The sequence below is a fragment of the Bacteroidota bacterium genome (assembly GCA_016720935.1).
Lineage (GTDB): Bacteria > Bacteroidota > Bacteroidia > AKYH767-A > 2013-40CM-41-45 > JADKJP01.
On record JADKJP010000002.1, the window covers coordinates 451812 to 473207 of the forward strand.

Below are 21396 nucleotides of genomic sequence, written 5' to 3' on the forward strand. Positions count from 1 at the left end.
TTCCATGCACCGAGCACCAAGCACTAAGCACTAATCCCTAACCACCCCTAATATTGACGCTGCCAGCGATGAATGAATAAATATTCATTATCTTTACCGCTATGGCAAGAATACGAGACGCTCAAAAAACAGAGCAGATTTATCAAGCTACACTGGAGCTGGTTTTAAAACAAGGGTTTAGTGGTTTGAAAATGGCGGATGTCGCTGCTCAGGCCGGATTGGCAACAGGGACTGTCTATATTTATTTCAAGGATAAAGATGAATTAATCAACCAGCTCTATGCATACCTCAAGCAAAAAGGTGTGGATGCTTATTCCGGCGGTTTAGATGATGAAGATTCATTCAAGAAATCACTGCGTCGTTTGTGGAAGCAATTTTTTAATTACAATCTGGAACGCAGTGCTGAAGTTGCGTTTCTTGAACAATATTTCCGATCTCCTTTTTTGAAAAGTAATTCGAAAAAAGAAGGCAACACCTTTTTTCAGCCTTTCTTGAGTTTGCTGGAACGCGGACAGGATGAGAAAAAGCTGATCAAGATGGAAAAGCAAATTATTCTGGCGATGTTGGTGGGGCCTGTTCATGAAATGGTTCGTATGCAGCAGACTGGGTCTTTGAAAATTTCTCCCGCTGTAATTGATACGACATTTGATCAGATCTGGGAAGGTATCAAGCGGTAATCAATCCTATTTTTAAAAGTGTATTAATCTATGAAAAACTTACTGCTTAAGTATGTAAAATATAACCTGTGGGCCAATCAGCGCATGCTGGATTTTATTCAGGAGTTTTGTACAGATGAGCAATTAAACCAGGAAATCACGAGCAGTTTTCCAACGATCAGAAAAACCCTGCTTCATATTTGGGGTGCAGAATCCATTTGGTTGATACGTTTGAACGGAACATCTCCTACAATCTGGACCTGGATGGATTTTCAGGGTACACAAGCAGAATTGCGTTCGGTCATTCTGGAAAATGATCAGGCTTGGATAGATTTTGTGGAAGCGAAAGACGAAAAGTATTTTGAAGACAATTTTGATTTTAAAACTCTGGATGGTACTTCTTACTCAAGTGGAAGGATGGAAGCCATTCAGCATTGTATGAACCACAGCACATTTCATCGGGGGCAATTGGTGACCTTGTTACGGCAGGTGGGAGCCACTAAGTTGCCGGCAACTGACTTTATTGCGTATTGCAGGCTTTGATGAATTATTGCCGCGAATGCACGAATAACATTCGTGCATTCGTGGCAATAATAATTAGAAAAATTTTTCCATCACGATATTTTTATCGCAAGGCAACCATTGCAATACAATTTCAGGATGAGTACTCGCTTTTTCCATGAGTACTTTATATCCCAATCCGCTGTAAATTTTAAAAGCGACAGCATTTGATTTCAATACATGGATCTGGGAATATTTAATATCCGGACGACGTTCGCGCAACTGACGTTCTTTTTCTTTCATCAATGCTGCAAGGATTCCTTTTCCCCGGAATTCTGGAAGAGTGAGGCCAATATCAATAATCAAAGCATCTTGTTTCCAATGATGATGAACTTCATTGATATAGGACATTTTTGCCGCTGCTAATTCAAGATTTTTTTCAGGAATGAAATATTTGAAAAGTGTTCCCTTAATGATTGTTCCGGGTTGCCCGCTTTCGCCTTCAATCCAACCTGCAACCGCTCCTGCAACTTTACCTTCATATTCCGCCATCAGGTAATCGGAAAAACAAAGCTCCTGTCCGGTTGCATCTTCAGCTAAAATGTTTGCCAGGATTTTTCTGATCTCTGATTCCGGAAGTTCAAAAATCCGGCTGTAACTGAATACATCCGTTCCGCTTTTCTCCGCCGCGACAATTGTTTCAATTAAGAAAGGAATATCTTTCTCTTCAGCCTGTCGGAATACTAATGGGTTTTGTTCCATGAGAGAAATATTTTGATCCTGAATTTGATTCAGCTCGGTTCAGCAAATGAAGAAGACAAATAAGAGCATGAAGGAAGAAATCAATTTCGCTTTAGTAAAGCGTCCCAGCCCTGTGCAGTTAATGCAACCTGGTTTCCGGATTTATCCACAAGGTGAGCGCCACTTGCCGCATCGGTGATATGACCGATGATGGAAATGTCCATGTGCATACGAAGCTTTTCGTAGTCTTCCTGACGAATAGTGAATAATAATTCATAATCCTCACCACCACTAAGTGCGCAAACAGTAGGATCAAGTCCGAATTCGCGGGCACGATCATATGTTTGCGGATCGATTGGAATTTTGTCTTCGTAAATCGCGCAGCCCACATTTGACTGTCGGCACAAGTGCAAAACCTCAGAGGAAAGTCCGTCTGAGATATCGATCATAGACGTAGGTTTCACACCTAACTCCCGGAGTTTTTCTGTGATTTCTCTTCTTGCTTCAGGCTTGAGCTGACGTTCAAGTATGTAATCATTACCACTCAGATCGGGTTGTATTTTCGGGTTTTCCAGGAAAATTTTCTTTTCACGTTCGAGGATCTGTAAACCCATGTATGCTCCACCCAGGTCCCCGGACACACAAAGCAGGTCGTGCTCTTTGGCTCCGTTTCGATAAACGATTTGATCTTTTTCAACAGTACCAATAGCAGTGATCGAAAGGATGAGTCCGGATGTAGAAGTTGTAGTATCTCCACCAACAAGATCAACTTTGTAGTTTTCACATGCCAGTTCCATACCCTGGTAAAGTTCTTCCACTGCTTCGAGTGAGAACCGGTTGGAAATGGCAATACTTACAAGGATTTGCTTTGGCGTTGCATTCATCGCGTAAACATCGCTCAGGTTAACAACCACAGCTTTGTAACCAAGATGTTTTAAAGGATGAAACATCAGGTCAAAATGAACTCCTTCAACCAGCATATCGCAGGTGACAACAGTTGTGAGTCCTTGGGAATCGATAACCGCGGCGTCATCACCAATCCCTTTCAATGATTCAGGGTTTCGCAGGTGAATACTTTTCTGAATCATTTCAATGAGGCCAAATTCGCCCAATTCTCCTAATTCCGTCCTTTTTGCTGAATTTTCGAACATAAGTTTCAATTGATTCGCGAAGGTACAGGAATCATGATAAATTCCTTCCATCGGATTGAAGCAAATTATTTTAAGAGAAATAAATTTCAGCAGGAGCTGTACGATAAAAATTCTTCAGGCTTTCTTGTACAGGTATTTCTCGTACTTCATAAAGTTTCCTTCCCTGACACTAAGTAATCGGCTAGCCATATCCCCACTCAATTTACCGCTCTTGTAAACATCCATGACCAGCGTAGAAAATGTCTTACTTCCTCGCCTCATTTGCATCACATAGTAATTGGGTCCTCCGGAGGATTTGGGTTTACTGGCTTCTTTAATCAAAAATTCTTTCCAGACTTGATCAGCCTCTTTTGTAAGATTCCTGAATATTTCTTCACTTATTAAGTTCAATTTTTTTACGCGTAATAAAAATGCCTGATTGCTGATTCCCATTCTTCGGGCACCTTTGGCAACATGTCTAAGCGTAAGAGGGCCCTTGACTTCGAGGAAGGATTGGATCTCAGATTGCGGCAGAAGGGCTTCTTCAGCGACTGCCCTGCAAAATTTTTCTACTACATGCATGCCTTGCGGATCAGTCAGACCGATACCGGTATCACTTGATATGCCTGATACACCGATCCAAAGATGTGCCAGTTCATGCACCAGGGAAAATAATTGTCCGTGCTCCCAGTCATCGGCATTGATAAAAATAAACGGGGCGAATTTGTCTGCAATCGCAAAGGCTTTAAAGTTATCACTATCCAGTTTTAGGCGGGTGTGAAAATTGCTACTAAGCGTGACAAAAATTCTTTTGTTTTCTGCCTGTTCTATCCAGTGTTTCAGTGGTTTCAGGTCTGCTTTTCCCGGTTGGATGTTAAGTGTTTTGCGAATGTCCCGGGCAACAGTTTCAACCGGGCTTTTGATCGTATATTTTCCAATGAACTCAATTTTTTTCTCTCTTCTGCCGGCAAGAAATTTACTCAACCATTCCTGTTTTTCCTGGACTTCTCGCATCATGAAAATGACAGCTGTGCTGAGTTCCACATCCTTGTTACTCCGGAAATCCTTTAAAGCAGGAAAATCTTTTGGAATATATTTCAGATAAAAAACATCCACAGGCCTTCTGTACAAGCGGGCAAGTTTTTCCATCTGCTTCACACTTGGCAAATCAGTTCCTTCCGGCGATTCCCAATCCTTGATTCGATCCACCTTGCATGTTTTTGAAATGGTCGCTGCCGCTTTTTCCAATGAAATCTTCGCAGTTTTCCTGGCCCACTTCAGAACTTCCCGATTGATGTTGGCTTTTGATTTCAATTTATTGAGTTATTGTTTATTGAGTTATTGTTTATTGAGTTATTGTTTATTGAGTTATTGTTTATTGGGTTATTGTTTATTGGGTTATTGGGTGATGTCTAATTCTTAGTTGAAAAATTGCATCGTGGTTTCCTGATGACGTGATTTTTGATTGCTTCCTGTAATTTATTTAGATGTTTAAAGTTATGAATTTTATTCAAATTATTTTCTAATTCCAATAAGGCTGCAGCAACCCATCTTTGTCGTTGATTACTGTTGGTCCAATGCTTAACATTTCGTACATATTTCGCCATTTGGGAGTTCAGGTTTTCAATACAATTTGTCGTAGCCAAACTTCTGGAAAATATTTGCGCAACTTTCAATTTGTGGAGTGTAAGCGTTTCTTCCAAGCCTTCCAGTAGAGAGTTCGCTGCATTTTGATTGATTTTTTAAGAGCTCTTTGTGGATGTTTAGCAATACCAGTTTAGCTTTATTGTAATCAGGTTCCCGGTATGCATTCTGTATTTTTGTTTTAAAATTCGATTTGTCCCGATCACTTAAATAGCTCAGTACATTTTCACGTTTGTGCCACTGACAACGCTGAATAATTGCTTTTTTCCAAACACATCGACCACCGCCTTGTGAAGCCCCCTTGCTACCATCGATCACGACAAGTAAGCCGTCAGTAAAACTAAATTTTCTTTGCGAGTATTTGTTTAAGCAACTGGCTTATGGCCTGGCTATTTTCATTTGATGTTTGAATAAAACCTACCGGAATTTTGATCCCTTTATCCGTCACACCCAAGGCGACTACCATCTGTTCACTGGCCAGATATTTTCCGTCAATTAACAGTACAACAAAATTGTGATCTTCATAGGTTCGTTCACAAAAATGCTTGAATGCTTCTTCGCTTTGTTCTTTAAACTCACGACTGACCTGACTTGAACTGAGTCCGAAACTTTCGGCTAAATGGTTAGTTACTTTTTTATAATCACGGGTGCTGATTCCATGAAGAACCTTTTTGAGAACTTCTTCGGTTGGCTCGGCTAGGTTTCTTAAGTTTTCCAGACCTGGAAGCGGTACACATTTTCCACTTGAAGATTCCCTGATTCTTGGAATTTCCACCGGCAATCGATGATCTCCCATTTTGATGCTCCCCGGATTGAAACCGTGGCGATAGAATTTTTTTGGGCCCGAAAGTGAATGCTCATAACGTTCACCTGTCTTTTCTCTGATAATTTCTTCAAAAATCTGATTAATCATGATTCGACACATCTCAAAATGATTCATCACCATTTCAAATTTAATGTCGACTGGTTGGTCGTAAAACCAAGCAATGTTTTCTCGTTGAACTTTTGTAGATTTGCTCATGGTAGTTTGATTTTAGATTTTAGGTCGCAAATCAAAAATACTCATTATCAAACCACTTACTTAGCAGCGACTTCGGTAGCTGCTAAGTTTTTTTCAACTAACTTTGGGACTACACCGGTTATTGAGTTATTGGGTTATTAGGTTATTAGGTTATTGAGTTATTGAGTTATTGAGTTATTGAGTTATTGAGTTATTGAGTTATTGAGTTATTGAGTTATTGAGTTATTGAGTTATTGAGTTATTGAGTTATTGAGTTATTGAGTTATTGAGTTATTGAGTTATTGAGTTATTGAGTTATTGAGTTATTGAGTTATTGAGTTATTGAGTTATTGAAAAATAACCAAGCAAGTTGCAAAATAACCCAATAACCTAATAACCTAATAACCTAATAACCTAATAACCTAATAACCCAATAACTTAAAATCAAGGAATGAACAAAAGTCCCAATTCATTGTTAATCAGGCATTCAAAAGGCGGCTTTCGCCTTGTTTAGAACCTATCTAAATAGTACCTTTGTACCTGATTATTAAGCTAAAACATCATGATAACGGTAACAGAAAAGGCTAAGGCTAAGGCAATTGAGCTCATGACAGCCGAAAATAAACCAGGAGAGGCCTTTATCAGGGTTGGAGTTGAGGGTGGGGGATGTTCAGGTCTTACTTACAAATTGGAATTTGATACGCAAATCCGCCCTGATGATAAAGTCTTCGAGGATAAAGGGATCAAAATCGTATGTGATAAAAAGAGTTTTTTATATCTCATCGGAACCGAACTTGATTTCAGTGATGGACTGAATGGAAAAGGTTTCGCTTTCCATAATCCCAATGCATCAAGAACATGTGGATGCGGGGAATCGTTTTCAGTTTAATTAAGTGAATGGTGAAGAGTAAATAGAAAGGAATATTGAATTACATTCTTTAATCCCTGTTACTCAATAACTCAATAACCCAATAATGTCAGAAGATCAAAAAATAATTTCAGAAGTAACCGAAAGCGATTACAAGTGGGGATTCATTTCTGATATCGAATCAGATCAGGCACCCAAAGGTTTGAATGAAGAAGTCGTTCGGTTTATTTCATTGAAGAAAAAAGAACCGGCATGGTTGCTTGAGTGGAGGCTGAAAGCTTACCGTCATTGGCTGACCATGGAGGAGCCTGTGTGGCCGAATGTTCATTATCCCAAAATTGATTTTAACGATATCATATATTACTCAGCTCCCAAACCAAAACCGTCTTTGAATAGTCTGGACGAACTGGATCCGGAAATCAAAGCGACATTTGATAAACTTGGAATTTCACTCGAAGAACAAAAGCGACTTTCAGGTGTCGCTGTGGATGCAGTGATTGACAGTGTATCCGTAAAAACTACTTTTCGCGAATCACTTGCTGAGCTTGGAATTATTTTTTGTTCTTTCAGTGAAGCGGTACATGATTATCCTGAGTTGATAAAAGAATACCTGGGTTCTGTAGTTCCGCCAACGGATAATTTTTATGCGGCCCTGAACTCCGCTGTTTTCAGTGACGGTTCATTTTGTTACATCCCGAAAGGCGTGCGTTGCCCGATGGAGCTGTCTACTTACTTTCGAATCAATTCAGCAGGAACAGGACAGTTTGAACGAACATTGATTGTCGCGGAGGAAGGTTCATATGTCAGTTATCTGGAAGGTTGTACCGCTCCGATGCGTGATGAAAATCAGTTGCATGCCGCTGTAGTGGAAATCTATTCGCACAAAGATGCGCAAGTGAAATATTCAACGGTTCAAAACTGGTATCCGGGTGATAAAGAGGGGAAGGGCGGCATTTATAATTTCGTTACCAAGCGCGGACTTTGTGCAGGAACTCATTCCAGAATTTCATGGACGCAGGTTGAAACAGGATCGGCAATTACCTGGAAATATCCGAGTGTCATTCTCAAGGGTGATCATTCTATCGGTGAATTTTACAGTGTTGCCGTGACCAATAACTATCAACAGGCGGATACAGGAACAAAGATGATCCACCTGGGAAAAAATACGAAGAGTACCATTATCTCAAAAGGAATTTCTGGAGGAAAAAGTCAGAATAGTTATCGCGGACTGGTCCGTATCAGCAGAAAAGCAGACAATGCACGAAATTTTTCACAGTGCGACTCACTACTGCTTGGCGATAAATGTGGTGCGCATACTTTTCCATACCTCGAAGTCAACAACAAGAGCGCGATTGTTGAACACGAAGCAACGACATCAAAAGTAGGAGAAGATCAGATCTTTTATTGCAATCAGCGCGGTATTTCAACAGAAGATGCTGTAGGACTGATTGTGAATGGATATTGTAAAGAAGTATTTAATCAACTTCCGATGGAATTCGCGGTAGAAGCCCAAAAACTTCTCGCAATTTCGCTGGAAGGAAGTGTAGGATAAGCAAAGCAAAAGCAATGTTAGAAATAAAGAATTTACAGGCGAAAGTAGAGGAGAAGCAAATTCTCAATGGAATTAATCTGAACGTCAAACCAGGAGAAGTTCATGCGATCATGGGACCGAATGGTTCCGGAAAAAGCACACTTGCATCCGTACTTGCCGGTCGTGATGAGTATGAAGTCACAGGAGGAGAAGTTCTGTTCCGTGGAGAAAATCTTCTGGACATGAGTCCTGAAGATCGAGCACGCAAAGGATTATTTCTCGCATTTCAGTATCCTGTTGAAATTCCGGGCGTGACAAATGCGAATTTCCTGAAAACCGCCCTCAACGAAATCCGCAAAGCGAACGGACTTGCTGCAATGGATTCGAAAGAATTTTTGCAAGTGATGAAGGAGAAGATGAAACTCGTTGAAATGGATAAAGCAATGACGCAGCGTTCAGTCAATGAAGGATTCAGCGGAGGAGAGAAGAAACGCAATGAAGTTTTTCAGATGGCTATGCTGGAACCGAGTTTAGCCGTGTTGGATGAAACGGATTCCGGTCTGGATATCGATGCATTGCGAATTGTCGCCAATGGAGTTAATGCTCTGCGTAACGAAAACCGTTCGTTTATTGTGATCACCCACTATCAGCGTTTGCTGGATTATATCGTTCCTGATTTCGTTCACGTATTGTACAAAGGACGTATTGTGAAATCAGGCACAAAAGAACTTGCCTTCGAGCTCGAAGAAAAGGGATACGACTGGATCAAGGAAGAGAACAATGTTCACATTTAAGAGGAAATCGCGAAGATGAATCCGGGCTACCAAAATACAGGGACAGAAAAATTTATCGAAGCATTTGATGCATTTTCGATAGCACATAGGAAGGGTAATTCCGATCTTAATGAAATGGCCATGGGTCGTTTTAAAGAATTGGGATTTCCAACAACAAAACACGAAGAATGGAAATACACTAATGTGGCTCCCATTCTGAAAAATACATTTTCATTTTCATCGCCGGTTTTTCGTTTGACGAAAGAGGATATCCAGGCATGCCTTCTGACTGGAAAAGATTCTTTTGTTGTTGTATTTGAAAATGGATATCTGAACAAGGAACTTTCCGTACTGGATGGAATTCCTCAGGGAGTGATTATTGACTCACTGGCCGCAAACAGAAATCATGAACAGGTAAAAAAACATCTGGGTCGCTATGCACCCATGAAGCAGGAAAGTTTTGTGGCTCTGAATACTGCTTTTGTACTGGATGGCGCATTTATTTTTGTCCCTGCGGATACAGTAGTAGAAAAACCAATTCATCTGTTGTATATCAATGATTCCAGGGCTCAATCAACCGTTGTGTATCCCCGAAACCTGATCATTGCAGAGAAAAGCTCGTCAGTAAAAATTGCAACCAGTTACCATACTTTGGGATCGGTAAATGCGGCATTCACGAACAGTGTATCAGAAATTATTACCGGAACAAATGCAAATGTAGAATTCATAAAAATTCAAAACGAAAATAATACTACCTACCATATCAGTCATACGGAAGCGGTACAGGCACGTGATTCTGTTTTTAACATCAGCACAATTACTCTTGGCGGAGCAATTGTTCGCAACAACCTCCACATTGTTCTTGACGATGTTAACAGCACCGCTCATTTGTATGGTCTGTATATCACGGATGGCAATCAGCTCGTCGACAATCATACATTGGTTGACCATGCAAAGCCGAATTGCGAGAGCAATGAGTTGTACAAAGGTGTACTTGGTGGAAAATCTCAGGGTGTTTTCAACGGAAAGGTTTTTGTTCGTCAGGATGCCCAGAAAACCAATGCCTATCAATCCAACAAGAATATTTTGCTTAGCGATGAGGCTACCATGAATACCAAACCTCAGCTGGAAATTTTCGCGGATGATGTGAAGTGCTCGCATGGAGCAACAACAGGACAGCTCGATGCGGAAGCTTTATTTTATTTACGTTCGAGAGGAATCGGTGAGAATGCCGCGAAAGCATTTCTCAACATTGCATTCGCCGCTGATGTTATTAAGAATATCTCCATTGAAAATTTACGTGACAGGCTTATGCCATTGATTGAAAGTAAACTCCAACAAGGTAATTAATCATGAAATCCGCTACCGTAACCGCGTCTCACAAACATCGTGCATTTGATGTACACGAAACGCGAAAGGATTTTCCTGTTTTGAATCAAAAAGCTTACGGCAAACCTTTGGTCTATTTTGACAATGCCGCGACGTCGCAGAAACCGCTGTCGGTAATACATGCTTTAACGGAATATTATTCAACATACAACGCGAACATTCATCGCGGAGTTCATTACCTGAGTCAGAAAGCGTCACAGGCTTTTGATGATGTAAGGGTAAAGGTGCAGCACTTTATTCACGCTGCATCAGAGAAGGAAATCATCTTTGTTCGTGGGACAACCGAAGGTATCAACCTCGTTGCCGCCACTTTTGGTAGAATGAATATTCATGCCGGTGATGAAATCATCATCACGGCAATGGAGCATCACAGCAATATCGTTCCCTGGCAAATTCTTTGCGAAGAGAAGAAGGCAAAATTGAAAGTCATACCCATGGATGATTCGGGTGTGCTGAATATGGATGTCTATTTTTCTTTGTTGACGGAAAAAACGAAATTGGTTTCTGTTGTGCATACTTCAAATTCACTTGGGACCATCAACCCGATAAAAGAAATTATACGTCTGGCACATCAGAAAGGAATTCCTGTGCTGGTGGATGCAGCTCAGGCTGTTGTTCACGAGCCATTAAATGTTCAGGAGCTTGACTGTGATTTTCTCACCTTTTCCGGGCACAAAATGCTTGGGCCAACAGGTGTTGGAATATTGTATGGTAAACTGAATCATCTGGAATCCATGCCGCCTTACCAGGGCGGAGGAGAGATGATTCATTCGGTGAGTTTTGAAAAGACTACCTATAATGAAGTCCCTTATAAGTTCGAAGCCGGAACTCCCAATATCGCGGATGTCATCGCACTTGGAACTGCAATTGATTATTTGTCGGGGATGGATCGTGCGGCTGCGTTGAATCATGAGCTTGGTCTAATGGAATACGCTTCCTTGAAATTGGACGAAATAGAAGGAGTGAGACTTATTGGAACAGCTCCGGAAAAGGCAAGTGTTGTTTCATTTGTCATTGATGGGTTGAATGCACTTGATGTAGGAATGTATCTTGATACTATGGGAATCGCTGTGCGTACCGGACACCATTGCACGGAGCCGGTGATGGACAGATTTGGAATTCCCGGGACTATACGAGCATCCTTTATGTTTTACAATACCTACCAGGAAGTTGAACAGCTGATAGAAGGAGTGAAGAAGGCCATTGCATTGTTGAAATGATAAAACCGGAATCCGTGAGCATCGCTGAAATAGAAAGTGAAATAATTTCCGAATTTGAACTGTTCGATGAATGGACAGAAAAATATGAATACATCATTGAGCTGGGACAAAAACTCCCTCCACTTGATGCACGATATAAATTGGAAGAAAATAAAATAAAAGGATGCCAGAGTTCAGTGTGGTTACACTCCTCTGAGAAAGAGGGTAAGATTTATTTTGAAGCGGATAGCGATTCCACCTTTGTTAAGGGTGAGATCGGTTTACTGATCCGGGTGCTTTCCGGACAGAAGGCGCAGGACATTATCGACGCACAATTAGGATTTATCGATCAGATTGGTTTGCGACAGCACCTTGCGCTTACACGTGCAAACGGACTCGCTTCCATGATTAAACAAATGAAACTCTACGCATTGGCACATCAAAGCCGGCAGACAGCATGACAGACGCGACTACAACATCCAAAACGGATACCGAATATGTAAGGCCACTTCGTGACAGAGTCATCGAAGTATTGAAAACCTGTTATGATCCCGAGATTCCGGTGGACATTTACGAGTTGGGACTCATCTATGAAGTGCGCGTGGATCCGGGCAATGATGTCTACATTAAAATGACACTTACTTCTCCGGCTTGTCCGGTTGCGGAAACCTTACCGCCTGATGTAGAACAAAAAGTTAGGAATATTCCGGATGTAAATAACGCGAAAGTTGAAATCACCTTTGAGCCACCCTGGGAGAAGGATATGATGAGCGAAGAAGCCAGGCTGGAGTTGGGAATGTGGTAAACAGAAAATTGTTTTTGAATTGTCAATGGATGAAATAGTAAATAAAGTTTCAGAAAGCGGATTGCTCACTGTCGATCTTGAGGAATTTTATATTCCCGGAGAACGTGTGCTTTTTGATATTACGTCCTGGCTTTTTGAGGAGTTGATTTTGAAAGAAAAGGACTTTCGTGAACAGATCAAAAATCATCCCTGGGAAAATTATAAGGACAAACTGGTTGCTTTAACCTGCACGGCTGATGCGATTGTTCCGACATGGGCTTTTATGCTTGTCGCATCCAAACTGGCGCCTTTTGCAAGTCGTGTGTTTTTTGGGGATTTGAATAAACTGGAAGAAACACTTTTTCACGAGCAGGTTGCTGCAATGAACCCTGAGGATTACAAGGATCAGCGGGTAGTTATTAAAGGGTGTTCTAAAAAAGATGTCCCGGTTTCCGCTTATGTAGAATTGACCGCTTTTCTGCGGCCTCTGGTAAAGAGTATTATGTACGGAGAACCATGTTCAACGGTACCCGTTTATAAAAGGGTGGAGAAATAATTCCCTGCCGGAGCGCAAAACCTCTGATTCATAATTTCCTTTGTGAACCACTCTAACCCCAGGAATACCCGGGACATTTTTGCGGGAAATAATCAAACTATGAATCTGGAAAATAACCGATACAAATCTGGCAGACTTGATCTTTTAAACATCGCTGAGGAATTTGGAACCCCTGTGTATGTTTACGATACGCAAATTATCCAGCGGCAATATCAGCGTGTTCAGAATGCTTTTGGTGGCGTACAACTAAAATTGAAATATGCATGCAAAGCACTTTCCAATCAGTCGATTCTGAAATACATGAAAAAGCTAGGCGCTGGTCTGGACGCGGTTTCTATCGAAGAAGCGGAACTTGGCCTGAGAGCCGGTTTTCAGGCCGGGGAAATTTTATTCACTCCAAATGGTGTTTCTTTTGAAGAAATCAAGAAGGGTGTGGAATTGGGGCTCATTATTAATATTGATAATATTTCTATTCTTGAGCAATTTGGGAATGAATATGGAAACACTGTGCCATGTTGCATTCGCATGAATCCGCACATCGCAGCGGGAGGGAATCAACATATTCAAACAGGCCATGTTGATTCTAAGTTTGGAATTTCTGTGTATCAGCTTCGCCATATCGAGCGTGTTGTAAAATCCTGTAATATCAGGGTGGAAGGATTGCATATTCATACCGGTTCTGAAATTCTTGATTCATCAGTGTTTCTTCGAGCGGCGGAATTAATGTTTGACGCGGCGCAACAATTTCCGGATTTGAAGTTCATCGACTTTGGCAGTGGATTCAAAGTAGCGTATAAGGAAGGCGATGTAACAACTGATATTGAAGAGTTAGGTCAGGAGTTGACGGAGCGTTTTAATTCCTTTTGCAAACAATATGGAAGAAACCTGGAGTTATGGTTTGAGCCCGGAAAATTTCTGGTGAGCGAAGCCGGTTTGTTGCTCGTTCATGTCAACATAATCAAGCAAACAATGGCCACTGTTTTTGTTGGAGTAAATTCAGGTCAAAATCATTTGATCAGGCCAATGTTCTACGATGCCTATCATGAAATCGTGAACCTCTCGAATCCGACCGGTAAACCACGAATCTATACTGTGGTGGGTTATATATGTGAAACGGATACATTCGGTTGGGACCGGAAATTAAATGAAGTGAGGGAAGGGGATATTCTTGCGATTAAAAATGCCGGAGCTTACGGATACACAATGAGTAACAATTATAATTCCCGTTTGCGTCCTGCAGAGGTCTTAATCCATGAAGGCAAGGCACATTTGATTCGTAAGCGAGAAACCCTGGATGATCTTCTCAAAAATCAGGTGATCTTAGATATTTGATTATCAAATTATTTAGATTGAATAAAGAAACTGATAAAAGATCAGAAAGCATCCTTGATTGAAAGCGATTGCTTAATTTTGAAAACGTTTTTTAAACTATGTCACTTCAGTCGGAGCAGTTTTTATATGATGCGGAATCGAAGGTGTTCGACAAAGAACACCGTCGTAAGCTCGCGTTCAACATTCTTCAATACGATAAAAAGGTTGAGGAAGGGAAGCACCAGTTTGCTGATTTTGACACAGCGCGCCATCGTGCATCAACCTTGAAATGGAGGATCACAGAAAATCTGGATAAATACCTGATCGAATTTGAAGCGAACTTTATTAAACGCGGAGGGAAAGTAATCTGGGCTCAGGATGGGGAAGAAGCCATGACCGAGATTATCAAGATCATGAAGAACGCGAATGCCCGCACAGTCGTGAAATCAAAATCCATGACCACTGAGGAAATTCATGTGAACGCGGCGCTTGAAAAGGAAGGTATTGAATCGATTGAAACGGATTTGGGTGAATTTATAGTTCAGCTTAGAAATGAGCATCCATATCATATCGTGACACCGGCGATGCATCTTAGTAAAGAAGATGTTGCTAAGACTTTTCATGAGAAGTACAATTTACCCTTAAAAAGTACCCCAAAAGAAATTACCGCTTTTGTGCGTGAGCGTTTACGTACGAAATACCAGCACGCGGATGTGGGTATCACCGGTGCGAATTTTTTAATCGCGGATACAGGTGGTGTTGCGGTTACAGAAAATGAAGGAAATGCACTGATGTCAGTAGCATTTCCAAAAATTCATATCGCGATCGCCGGCATTGAAAAAATAATTCCTTCGCTTACGGATCTTGATCTTTTCTGGCCATTGCTTGCAACTCATGGTACCGGACAAAATATTACGGTTTACAATTCCGTGATGACCGGACCCAGACAGCAGGATGAAACGGATGGTCCTGTTGAAATGTATGTTGTTTTACTGGACAATGGACGTACAAATTTGCTGGCGCAACAGGAACAGCGTCAGGCTTTATCCTGTATTCGTTGCGGGGCTTGTTTGAATGGCTGTCCGATCTACAAAGGAGTCGGTGGTCACGCATATGGAAGTACCTACAGCGGCCCAATTGGTTCTGTGATCACTCCTCATTATGATGGCATGAAGGAATTCAAACATCTGAGTTATGCTTCATCACTTTGTGGAAAGTGTACGGATGTTTGTCCGGTGAGAATTGAATTGCACAAACTTTTACTGTATAATCGTCGTGACGCGGTAGATCAGAATTTGAACCCCGGCAGTGAGCGATGGATTTTTTCATTTTGGAAAAAAGCGATGCTCAACAGAATACTTTTAAATATGGGTGGCTCCCGGGTAAAGAATTTTGTATTAAAGAATTTTTTCAGAAAAGCCTGGGGCGATCGAAGAGAACTTCCAAAGATGGCTCCGAAATCGTTTAATGAGATCTGGAGAGAAATGCATAAATAACGAGTGACCAGAAAAAAAAAGAGCGCGAAGATTTTAATCTTCGCGCTCTTTTTTTATGCTTATTTGGATCTCGTCAACTTTGTAAAAGTTGACGAGATGCTTTCATCATGGGTATAAATAAAAGACACCGGTGATGTTGTTGTTGTCGACGATACCCACATCATCTCCACCAACGAATCCGTCACCGTTAATATCATTGGTGATATAACCGTAATCAAAACTGGTTACACCGTTGATATTATCATTATCGATGAGTCCCACATCATCTCCACCGATAAATCCATCCTGAGTTACATCTCCGGCAAAGAATGCCCAAACGCCGGGTTCAACTTCCATCATCATCGGACCACCGTAACCGGCTGATTCATCAACCTGTGTAGAAGCCGTAGTGAAATCGTAAGAAGTTGTTGAGCTCATCAATACCATTCCTGCACTGCGGGTATGAACATGTGAGCGGTGTGAGATCAGGATGTAGTAAGAATTTCCATCAGCAGCGGCAGGAAGTGTCATTGTACCATTTCCTGTCATATCCAACATGACTGAATCAGAATAAGCCGGGGAATTGGCTGCATCAAAGAGTTGTACAAATACAAGGTCACATTCTGATCCTGTTGGAGTACCCGGATTTCCGTTTCCTAAATCTGTACGCTGATGGTTAGCCCATACAGGATTCATTTGTGATGTGTTGATATCAAAGTATCCCTGGAGCATGGCTGTGATATTCAGTGTCACGCTTCCGGCGGTTACAACAAATTGAGTAGAAGAAGTACCTGTACAAGCACCCGCAATGACTGTGATGAATCCTGTAGTTGCACCAGCAGGTACAGTGGTACTGATCTGGTTTACGTTATCAACAGTGAATGTTGCGCTGATTCCGTTGAATTGAACATCTGTGATACTTGTAAATCCGCTTCCGGAAATTGTAACAGGAGTTCCAATGCTTCCTGATCCCGGAGTGAAGCCGCTGATTACTATCGCTGCCGGTTCAGTAATAGAAACAGAAGTGCTGGCAGTACAGAAGTTCGCATCCACAACGTTTACAGAATAAGTACCTGCAACGAGTCCTGAAATATCTTCTGTTAAAGCTGAATTACTCCAGGTATATGAATATGGAGAAACACCGCCTGATACAGTGAGATCGATGGAGCCATCAGATCCGCCATTGCATGTTACGTTCACTTGTGTGGTTGATAAATTCAATGCAGTTGGTTCAGTAATCGTTGCTGAGGTTGTAGCAATACAGCCATTTGCATCTGTTACTGTTACAGTATAGGTACCTGCATTTAAAGTGCCGATATCTTCAGTTGTTTGTCCACCTCCCCATGCATATGTATATGGAGAAGTACCACCGGAAACAGTGAGGTCAATCGATCCATTGCTTCCTCCATTGCAACTCACGTTTACCTGTGTAGTTGATAATGCGAGGACAGCAGGCTGCGTAATAATAGCAGATGCTGTACTTGTACATCCGTATGCATCTGTAGCAGTGACTATATAAGTTCCGGCAATAAGGTTGGTTGCATTGTCAACTGTTTGAACCGGTACAGTATTCCATGAATAAGAAAGTGGTGCAGTTCCGCCGGTGGCAACTGCCAGTGCTGAACCGTTAGCATCTCCAAAACAAAGTACATTTGTAGGAGTTGTTGTAACCGAAATCGCGGGGCTCACATTCACAACAATGGAATTTGAAACAGCAGTACATCCGTTTACATCCGAAACAGTTGTAAAATAAGTTCCACTTGCATTAGCACTTACATGTATTGTTGTTTGACCACCCGGCGACCATGTGTTTCCTGAAGGAATGCTTGAAATAAGGCGAACACTTTGTCCGCTACAAATATTTGTTGCACCGGTAGCATTGATAGAAACACTACTTGTAGTTCCGAGAATTTTAACATCATCCAGACGGAACTGGGCACAAGTGGTTTTAGAGAAGCGAATGCTCAGATTTGGAACCGCAGGGATTGTACCGCTTGCAGTAACCAGGGTCCAGACATTCAAAAGTGGTTGTGTGTAAGTGAGTGGAGTCCAGTTGATGCCATCGGAACTAACTTCAACAGTCATCACTTCGGTAGTACATGCAGCGACATTGGCTCTTAACAATCCAAACTGAAGTGAAAGGCCGGTATAGTTTTGAGTGTTGATACCGCTGATGACGAATGTTCTCGGATTTGTAGTCGCAGTTCCGAAGAATACATTACCTCCGCCACTAGCACCAAGATAGCCTGTAGAGGCAGATGTTGTTCTCACGTCACAAAGATTCGCCGAAGTACTTGAATAAGAATATGTGCCATTATTCTGCCAACCAGTATAAATACTCACCAGCTGGGTGCCTGTTGGAACTCCGATGTTTTCAGAAAATGCAGGTCCTGCATAACCGGTATAAGAATTCACAACCACTGTAACAGGAGTGCTTGAAGCAGTACAACCAACCCCGTTTGTTGTGGTTACATAATATGTACCACTTGTGGTAACAACGATATCCTGTGTTGTTTCACTATTTGACCAGAGGTATGAAACTGCGGCTGAAGATGAGAGTGTCACTGAGCCGGGTGCACAAAAGGTTGTTGGTCCGCTTGGCGTAATTGTTGGAGCCGGACAGGTAATAATCGTGAACGGGGTTGTTGAAACACCCGAACATCCACCGATTACGACAGTAACTTGTCCGGTTGTAGCGCCAACCGGAACTTCTGCTGTAATTTGGAAATAGTTATCTACGGTAAATGAAGGGGAAGATACTCCATTGAACAGTACGTCTGTCACTGTAGTGAATCCACTTCCAATTACCTGAATGACATCACCCACAAATCCGGATGTTGAAGGAAGATAAGTTGTTACTTCGATAAGACCCGGCTGATTAACCGTTGCTGTATTCACACCGGTGCATCCATTGGCATCGGTAATTTTTACGTTATATGTACCAGCGCCAAGACCTGTGAGAGTTGCTCCGGTTGGTCCATTGATCAGATTAATTTTGTAACCTACATTCAATTGGTTGGTGCAATTGTAATAAACAACTGAAGGCAAAGAAGCAGAAGGGGTGAAGGTGAGCATTCCCGCCTGAAGTTTGTTATTGGTCACGCCGGAATTGATGATGCTGAGTGTATCACCTCCCGTCGGACTTGTTGTGATCATGAATGGGAATCCGGTAGCATTCACATCAAAGTAATAAGTGATTCCGCGTACAAGAGTCAATTCTTTTCCTTCAACGCCGTCAATCACATATCCGCTCGGATGACCTATACCGAAATAAGGATGTGCTGCAGTCTTAGGGGTAACAGTAACAGAGAAAGGTAAACCGGAAAGGTTATTCACATCCCATTCATAAGTATATGGCGCAACACCACTGGTTCCTGAAGCGGTAACCGTCCCGTCCAATACACCATAACATGATGCATCCGTTGCAGAAGTCGTGCTCGTGATCTGTGCTCCGTCAATTACTGAACCAACAGCTGTTCCTGTACAACCTGTTGCATCAGTGACGGTGACAGTATAATCACCTGCAAGCAATCCGGTGATAGCTGAAGTCGTTTGAACCGGACTGGTGTTCCATGAATAAGTCAGAGGAGCAGTTCCGCCACTTCCAAAAGCGGTTGCAGTTCCATCAGATCCCATCCAACATGAAGGTGATGTAGTGGTTGCAAAAACAGTTGGTGCCGGATTCACGGCAGTGGTGATAACGTTTGAAACGGCAGTACAACCATTTCCATCTGTCACAGTGGTATAGAATGAGTTCGCTGTGTATACATTTATCGCCTGGGTGAAAGCAGGATCCGGTGACCAGGAGTTACCGGTTGGGATATTTGAAACAAGCACAGCGAATTGTCCGTCACAAAAAGTTGTTGGTGTAGTAGCTGTAATTTCCAGTTGATTTGCTGAACCGGTTAATGTGATGTCATCGAGACGGAATTGTGTCGCGTTTTGTGCTTTGGAGAAACGGATTCTCAGGTTAGCAGTAGCAGGGATTGTCCCTGTAGGTGTAATAAGTGTCCAACCGGTGGTAGGTGGTTGTGTAAAGCTAAGTGGTGTCCAGTTGATTCCATCATCACTTACTTCAACCGTCAAAGGATCAGTAGCAGGTGTTCTCAACATACCAAAAGATAATGTAAGTCCGGTATAATGAAGAGTGTTGATGCCGGCAATAGTAATATCGCGTACACTCGAAACAGGCAGGGTGCTGAAACCTAAAAAGATATTTCCACCACCACTTGCACCGCTATAACCGCTTGATGCGGTAGTTGTACGAACATCGGCCTGGGGAGTTGAAGAACTACTATAGGAATAGATCCCCTGATTTTGCCAGCCGGTGTAGGAGTTCACCACTGTAGTTGCAAGTGGTGTGCCCACATTTTCTGAAAACAAAGTGCCGGTAACCCCAAATGAATTTACTGTAACAACTGTAGGTGTTGATGTTGCGGTACAACCCGCTCCGTCATCAACTGTTACTGTATAAGAGCCGGCGCTGGTAACAGTTATACTTTGAGTAGTTTCCGAATTTGACCATAAATAGGATGCACCGGCACTGGATGTGAGAACAACTGACCCACCGGTACAAAACGATGTTGGTCCGCCTGCTGTGATCGTTGGAGAAGAACAGGTTGTTCCGGTTCCGGAAACGGATACAGTAACAGGTGTTGCTCCGATTGAAGTATGATTGATGGAGTTGCTGTTTAAGCCGGCAGAAGTTGGTTTGTAATGAACAAAAACTGTTGTAGTTGCAACAGTTCCTGATGTTGGCGTAACTGAAAATGAAGTTGTAAATCCACTACCACTGGTTAGGGAAACTTCATAATCAGTTGGTGCAGTTACAACAATCGGGTCAGTCAGATTTGATCCCTGAAATGTATAAGATTGTTCAGAAGAAGTAGAGCCAACGAGAACGTTTCCGAAAGAAGGGAGGCTGGCAGTTGAAGTGGTAATAGTAGGAGGAGCGGTTGATCCCTGAATGTTGATATCATCAATCGCAGCACCTGAGCTGTTTCCTGTTTGGGTTCCACGCCATGTGGCCCAACGGATTTGAACCTCAGGTTTGTTGTCAGCTATAGAGGGAAGGGTAAGAGAAGGAGTAGCTATTACTCCGGCTGTTCCGCCGGCCTGGCTGGCAGGATTTCCTGTACCTACAACCGTCGCCCATGCGCCGCTATTTCCGATACGGTACTGCATCACCACACCAACAGTACGTGGTTGAGCGCTGATAATTTCAACGGTGTATGCTACGGTGATATTTGTTTTACCGGTAGTATTTACAGAAGTGACAAGTTGGTTCACACCATTTGTAGCGTTACTACTGGTCTGGATATAAAATCGCGCGTTCGCGCCAGTCATAAATCCATAACAACCTCCACCAGTCTGTGCAGCTGTAGCCACTGCGACAGTTGCATTTCCGGATGGAGCACTGGCTTCAGCGGCGGCTTGGGAACTGATAGTTCCTCCACTTAGTCCGTTCCACGCAGCAGTACCCGTCGGCATGGTGGTAAATGTCGTTGTTCCGAAATTTTGCGTGTACGGAAGTGTTTGTACAGCCGGCGCTGTTTGCGCAAATGAGAAAATGGAAATGTTGATGAAGAATAAAAACATCATCCAAGTGCACCATTGAACAAAATTTACAGGGGGATTTGCGAATGGTTTGTAGTGTGTTGTCATGTATTTGTTGTTAAGTGTTTCACTGTTGATAAAACGCGGAAAGCCTTATAAACGCTGGCTTCCAGCAGGGAAACAAAGTAACAAAAAAACACTCAAAATCACATTATCTGCAGGTTAATAAACTATAAAATCGTACTTGGTAAAATGATAGAAAAACATGGTAAATAAAAAATC

Annotated in this window: 18 protein-coding genes; 12 read left to right on the forward strand and 6 right to left on the reverse strand. The window is 42.2% G+C overall.

All coding sequences use genetic code 11. From position 1 onward, the window contains the following. Positions 1-101: 101 nt before the first annotated feature. Both IPP86_02040 and IPP86_02045 read left to right on the forward strand, forming a co-directional pair. Positions 102-677 carry a TetR/AcrR family transcriptional regulator gene (locus tag IPP86_02040; protein ID MBL0137295.1) on the forward strand — a complete coding sequence of 192 codons (576 nt, stop codon included), beginning with the start codon at positions 102-104 and terminating at the stop codon, positions 675-677. 30 nt (positions 678-707) lie between these two features. After that, on the forward strand, positions 708-1199 hold the full coding sequence (locus tag IPP86_02045) for a DinB family protein (GenBank protein MBL0137296.1): 492 nt from the start codon (positions 708-710) through the stop codon (positions 1197-1199). 54 nt (positions 1200-1253) lie between these two features. Here IPP86_02045 and IPP86_02050 read toward each other — a convergent pair whose 3' ends face one another. The 5 genes from IPP86_02050 to IPP86_02070 form a co-directional block, all read right to left on the reverse strand. Continuing rightward, positions 1254-1919, reverse strand: coding sequence for a GNAT family N-acetyltransferase (locus tag IPP86_02050; protein MBL0137297.1), 666 nt, complete (start codon positions 1917-1919; stop codon positions 1254-1256). An 80-nt stretch (positions 1920-1999) separates the two neighbouring features. Further along, on the reverse strand, positions 2000-3049 hold the full coding sequence (gene thiL, locus IPP86_02055; GenBank protein MBL0137298.1) for a thiamine-phosphate kinase: 1050 nt from the start codon (positions 3047-3049) through the stop codon (positions 2000-2002). A gap of 114 nt (positions 3050-3163) precedes the next feature. Further along, a complete protein-coding gene (locus IPP86_02060) occupies positions 3164-4342 on the reverse strand; it encodes an ImmA/IrrE family metallo-endopeptidase (protein MBL0137299.1) in 1179 nt (392 codons plus the stop codon). 309 nt (positions 4343-4651) lie between these two features. Continuing rightward, positions 4652-4990, reverse strand: a complete 339-nt coding sequence (locus IPP86_02065; protein MBL0137300.1) for a transposase — start codon at positions 4988-4990, stop codon at positions 4652-4654. 22 nt (positions 4991-5012) lie between these two features. Next, positions 5013-5693 (reverse strand): transposase, encoded by a 681-nt coding sequence (locus IPP86_02070; protein ID MBL0137301.1) that lies wholly within the window; start codon positions 5691-5693, stop codon positions 5013-5015. Positions 5694-6234: 541 nt separating this feature from the next. Here IPP86_02070 and IPP86_02075 point away from each other — a divergent pair. The 10 genes from IPP86_02075 (at position 6235) to IPP86_02120 (ending at position 15579) form a co-directional block, all read left to right on the forward strand. Further along, positions 6235-6561 carry an iron-sulfur cluster assembly accessory protein gene (locus IPP86_02075; GenBank protein MBL0137302.1) on the forward strand — a complete coding sequence of 109 codons (327 nt, stop codon included), beginning with the start codon at positions 6235-6237 and terminating at the stop codon, positions 6559-6561. A gap of 85 nt (positions 6562-6646) precedes the next feature. Further along, the gene (gene sufB, locus IPP86_02080; GenBank protein MBL0137303.1) at positions 6647-8092 is read left to right on the forward strand and encodes a Fe-S cluster assembly protein SufB; all 1446 of its coding nucleotides are present in this window, start codon (positions 6647-6649) and stop codon (positions 8090-8092) included. 14 nt (positions 8093-8106) lie between these two features. After that, positions 8107-8865 (forward strand): Fe-S cluster assembly ATPase SufC, encoded by a 759-nt coding sequence (gene sufC / locus IPP86_02085; protein MBL0137304.1) that lies wholly within the window; start codon positions 8107-8109, stop codon positions 8863-8865. A gap of 15 nt (positions 8866-8880) precedes the next feature. After that, positions 8881-10194, forward strand: a complete 1314-nt coding sequence (gene sufD / locus IPP86_02090) for a Fe-S cluster assembly protein SufD (GenBank protein ID MBL0137305.1) — start codon at positions 8881-8883, stop codon at positions 10192-10194. Between the two features lie 2 nt (positions 10195-10196). Next, the gene (locus IPP86_02095) at positions 10197-11453 is read left to right on the forward strand and encodes a cysteine desulfurase (protein ID MBL0137306.1); all 1257 of its coding nucleotides are present in this window, start codon (positions 10197-10199) and stop codon (positions 11451-11453) included. A 14-nt stretch (positions 11454-11467) separates the two neighbouring features. Further along, positions 11468-11893 carry a SufE family protein gene (locus IPP86_02100; protein MBL0137307.1) on the forward strand — a complete coding sequence of 142 codons (426 nt, stop codon included), beginning with the start codon at positions 11468-11470 and terminating at the stop codon, positions 11891-11893. Then, positions 11890-12237 (forward strand): DUF59 domain-containing protein, encoded by a 348-nt coding sequence (locus tag IPP86_02105; GenBank protein ID MBL0137308.1) that lies wholly within the window; start codon positions 11890-11892, stop codon positions 12235-12237. Before IPP86_02100 ends, IPP86_02105 begins: the two co-directional genes overlap by 4 nt. Positions 12238-12262: 25 nt before the next feature. Further along, positions 12263-12772: a DUF2480 family protein gene (locus IPP86_02110; GenBank protein ID MBL0137309.1), complete on the forward strand. Its 510-nt coding sequence runs from the start codon at positions 12263-12265 to the stop codon at positions 12770-12772. 99 nt (positions 12773-12871) lie between these two features. After that, positions 12872-14104: a diaminopimelate decarboxylase gene (gene lysA / locus IPP86_02115; protein MBL0137310.1), complete on the forward strand. Its 1233-nt coding sequence runs from the start codon at positions 12872-12874 to the stop codon at positions 14102-14104. Positions 14105-14202: 98 nt separating this feature from the next. Next, complete coding sequence (locus IPP86_02120; protein ID MBL0137311.1) at positions 14203-15579, forward strand: iron-sulfur cluster-binding protein; 1377 nt, start codon at positions 14203-14205, stop codon at positions 15577-15579. A 105-nt stretch (positions 15580-15684) separates the two neighbouring features. Here the strand turns inward: IPP86_02120 and IPP86_02125 are convergent, their stop codons facing one another. Beyond that, positions 15685-21222, reverse strand: coding sequence for a SprB repeat-containing protein (locus IPP86_02125; protein ID MBL0137312.1), 5538 nt, complete (start codon positions 21220-21222; stop codon positions 15685-15687). Positions 21223-21396 lie beyond the last annotated feature (174 nt).

Bases quoted from the DNA above. Each gene is read 5' to 3' on its own strand.
- IPP86_02040 (MBL0137295.1), top strand. From the start codon at position 102: ATGGCAAGAATACGAGACGCTCAAAAAACAGAGCAGATTTATCAAGCT.
- sufD (MBL0137305.1), top strand. From the start codon at position 8,881: ATGAATCCGGGCTACCAAAATACAGGGACAGAAAAATTTATCGAAGCA.
- IPP86_02070 (MBL0137301.1), bottom strand. From the start codon at position 5,693: ATGAGCAAATCTACAAAAGTTCAACGAGAAAACATTGCTTGGTTTTAC.
- thiL (MBL0137298.1), bottom strand. From the start codon at position 3,049: ATGTTCGAAAATTCAGCAAAAAGGACGGAATTAGGAGAATTGGGCGAA.
- IPP86_02045 (MBL0137296.1), top strand. From the start codon at position 708: ATGAAAAACTTACTGCTTAAGTATGTAAAATATAACCTGTGGGCCAAT.
- lysA (MBL0137310.1), top strand. From the start codon at position 12,872: ATGAATCTGGAAAATAACCGATACAAATCTGGCAGACTTGATCTTTTA.
- sufC (MBL0137304.1), top strand. From the start codon at position 8,107: ATGTTAGAAATAAAGAATTTACAGGCGAAAGTAGAGGAGAAGCAAATT.
- IPP86_02125 (MBL0137312.1), bottom strand. From the start codon at position 21,222: ATGACAACACACTACAAACCATTCGCAAATCCCCCTGTAAATTTTGTT.
- IPP86_02120 (MBL0137311.1), top strand. From the start codon at position 14,203: ATGTCACTTCAGTCGGAGCAGTTTTTATATGATGCGGAATCGAAGGTG.
- IPP86_02105 (MBL0137308.1), top strand. From the start codon at position 11,890: ATGACAGACGCGACTACAACATCCAAAACGGATACCGAATATGTAAGG.
- IPP86_02050 (MBL0137297.1), bottom strand. From the start codon at position 1,919: ATGGAACAAAACCCATTAGTATTCCGACAGGCTGAAGAGAAAGATATT.
- IPP86_02095 (MBL0137306.1), top strand. From the start codon at position 10,197: ATGAAATCCGCTACCGTAACCGCGTCTCACAAACATCGTGCATTTGAT.
- IPP86_02110 (MBL0137309.1), top strand. From the start codon at position 12,263: ATGGATGAAATAGTAAATAAAGTTTCAGAAAGCGGATTGCTCACTGTC.
- sufB (MBL0137303.1), top strand. From the start codon at position 6,647: ATGTCAGAAGATCAAAAAATAATTTCAGAAGTAACCGAAAGCGATTAC.
- IPP86_02075 (MBL0137302.1), top strand. From the start codon at position 6,235: ATGATAACGGTAACAGAAAAGGCTAAGGCTAAGGCAATTGAGCTCATG.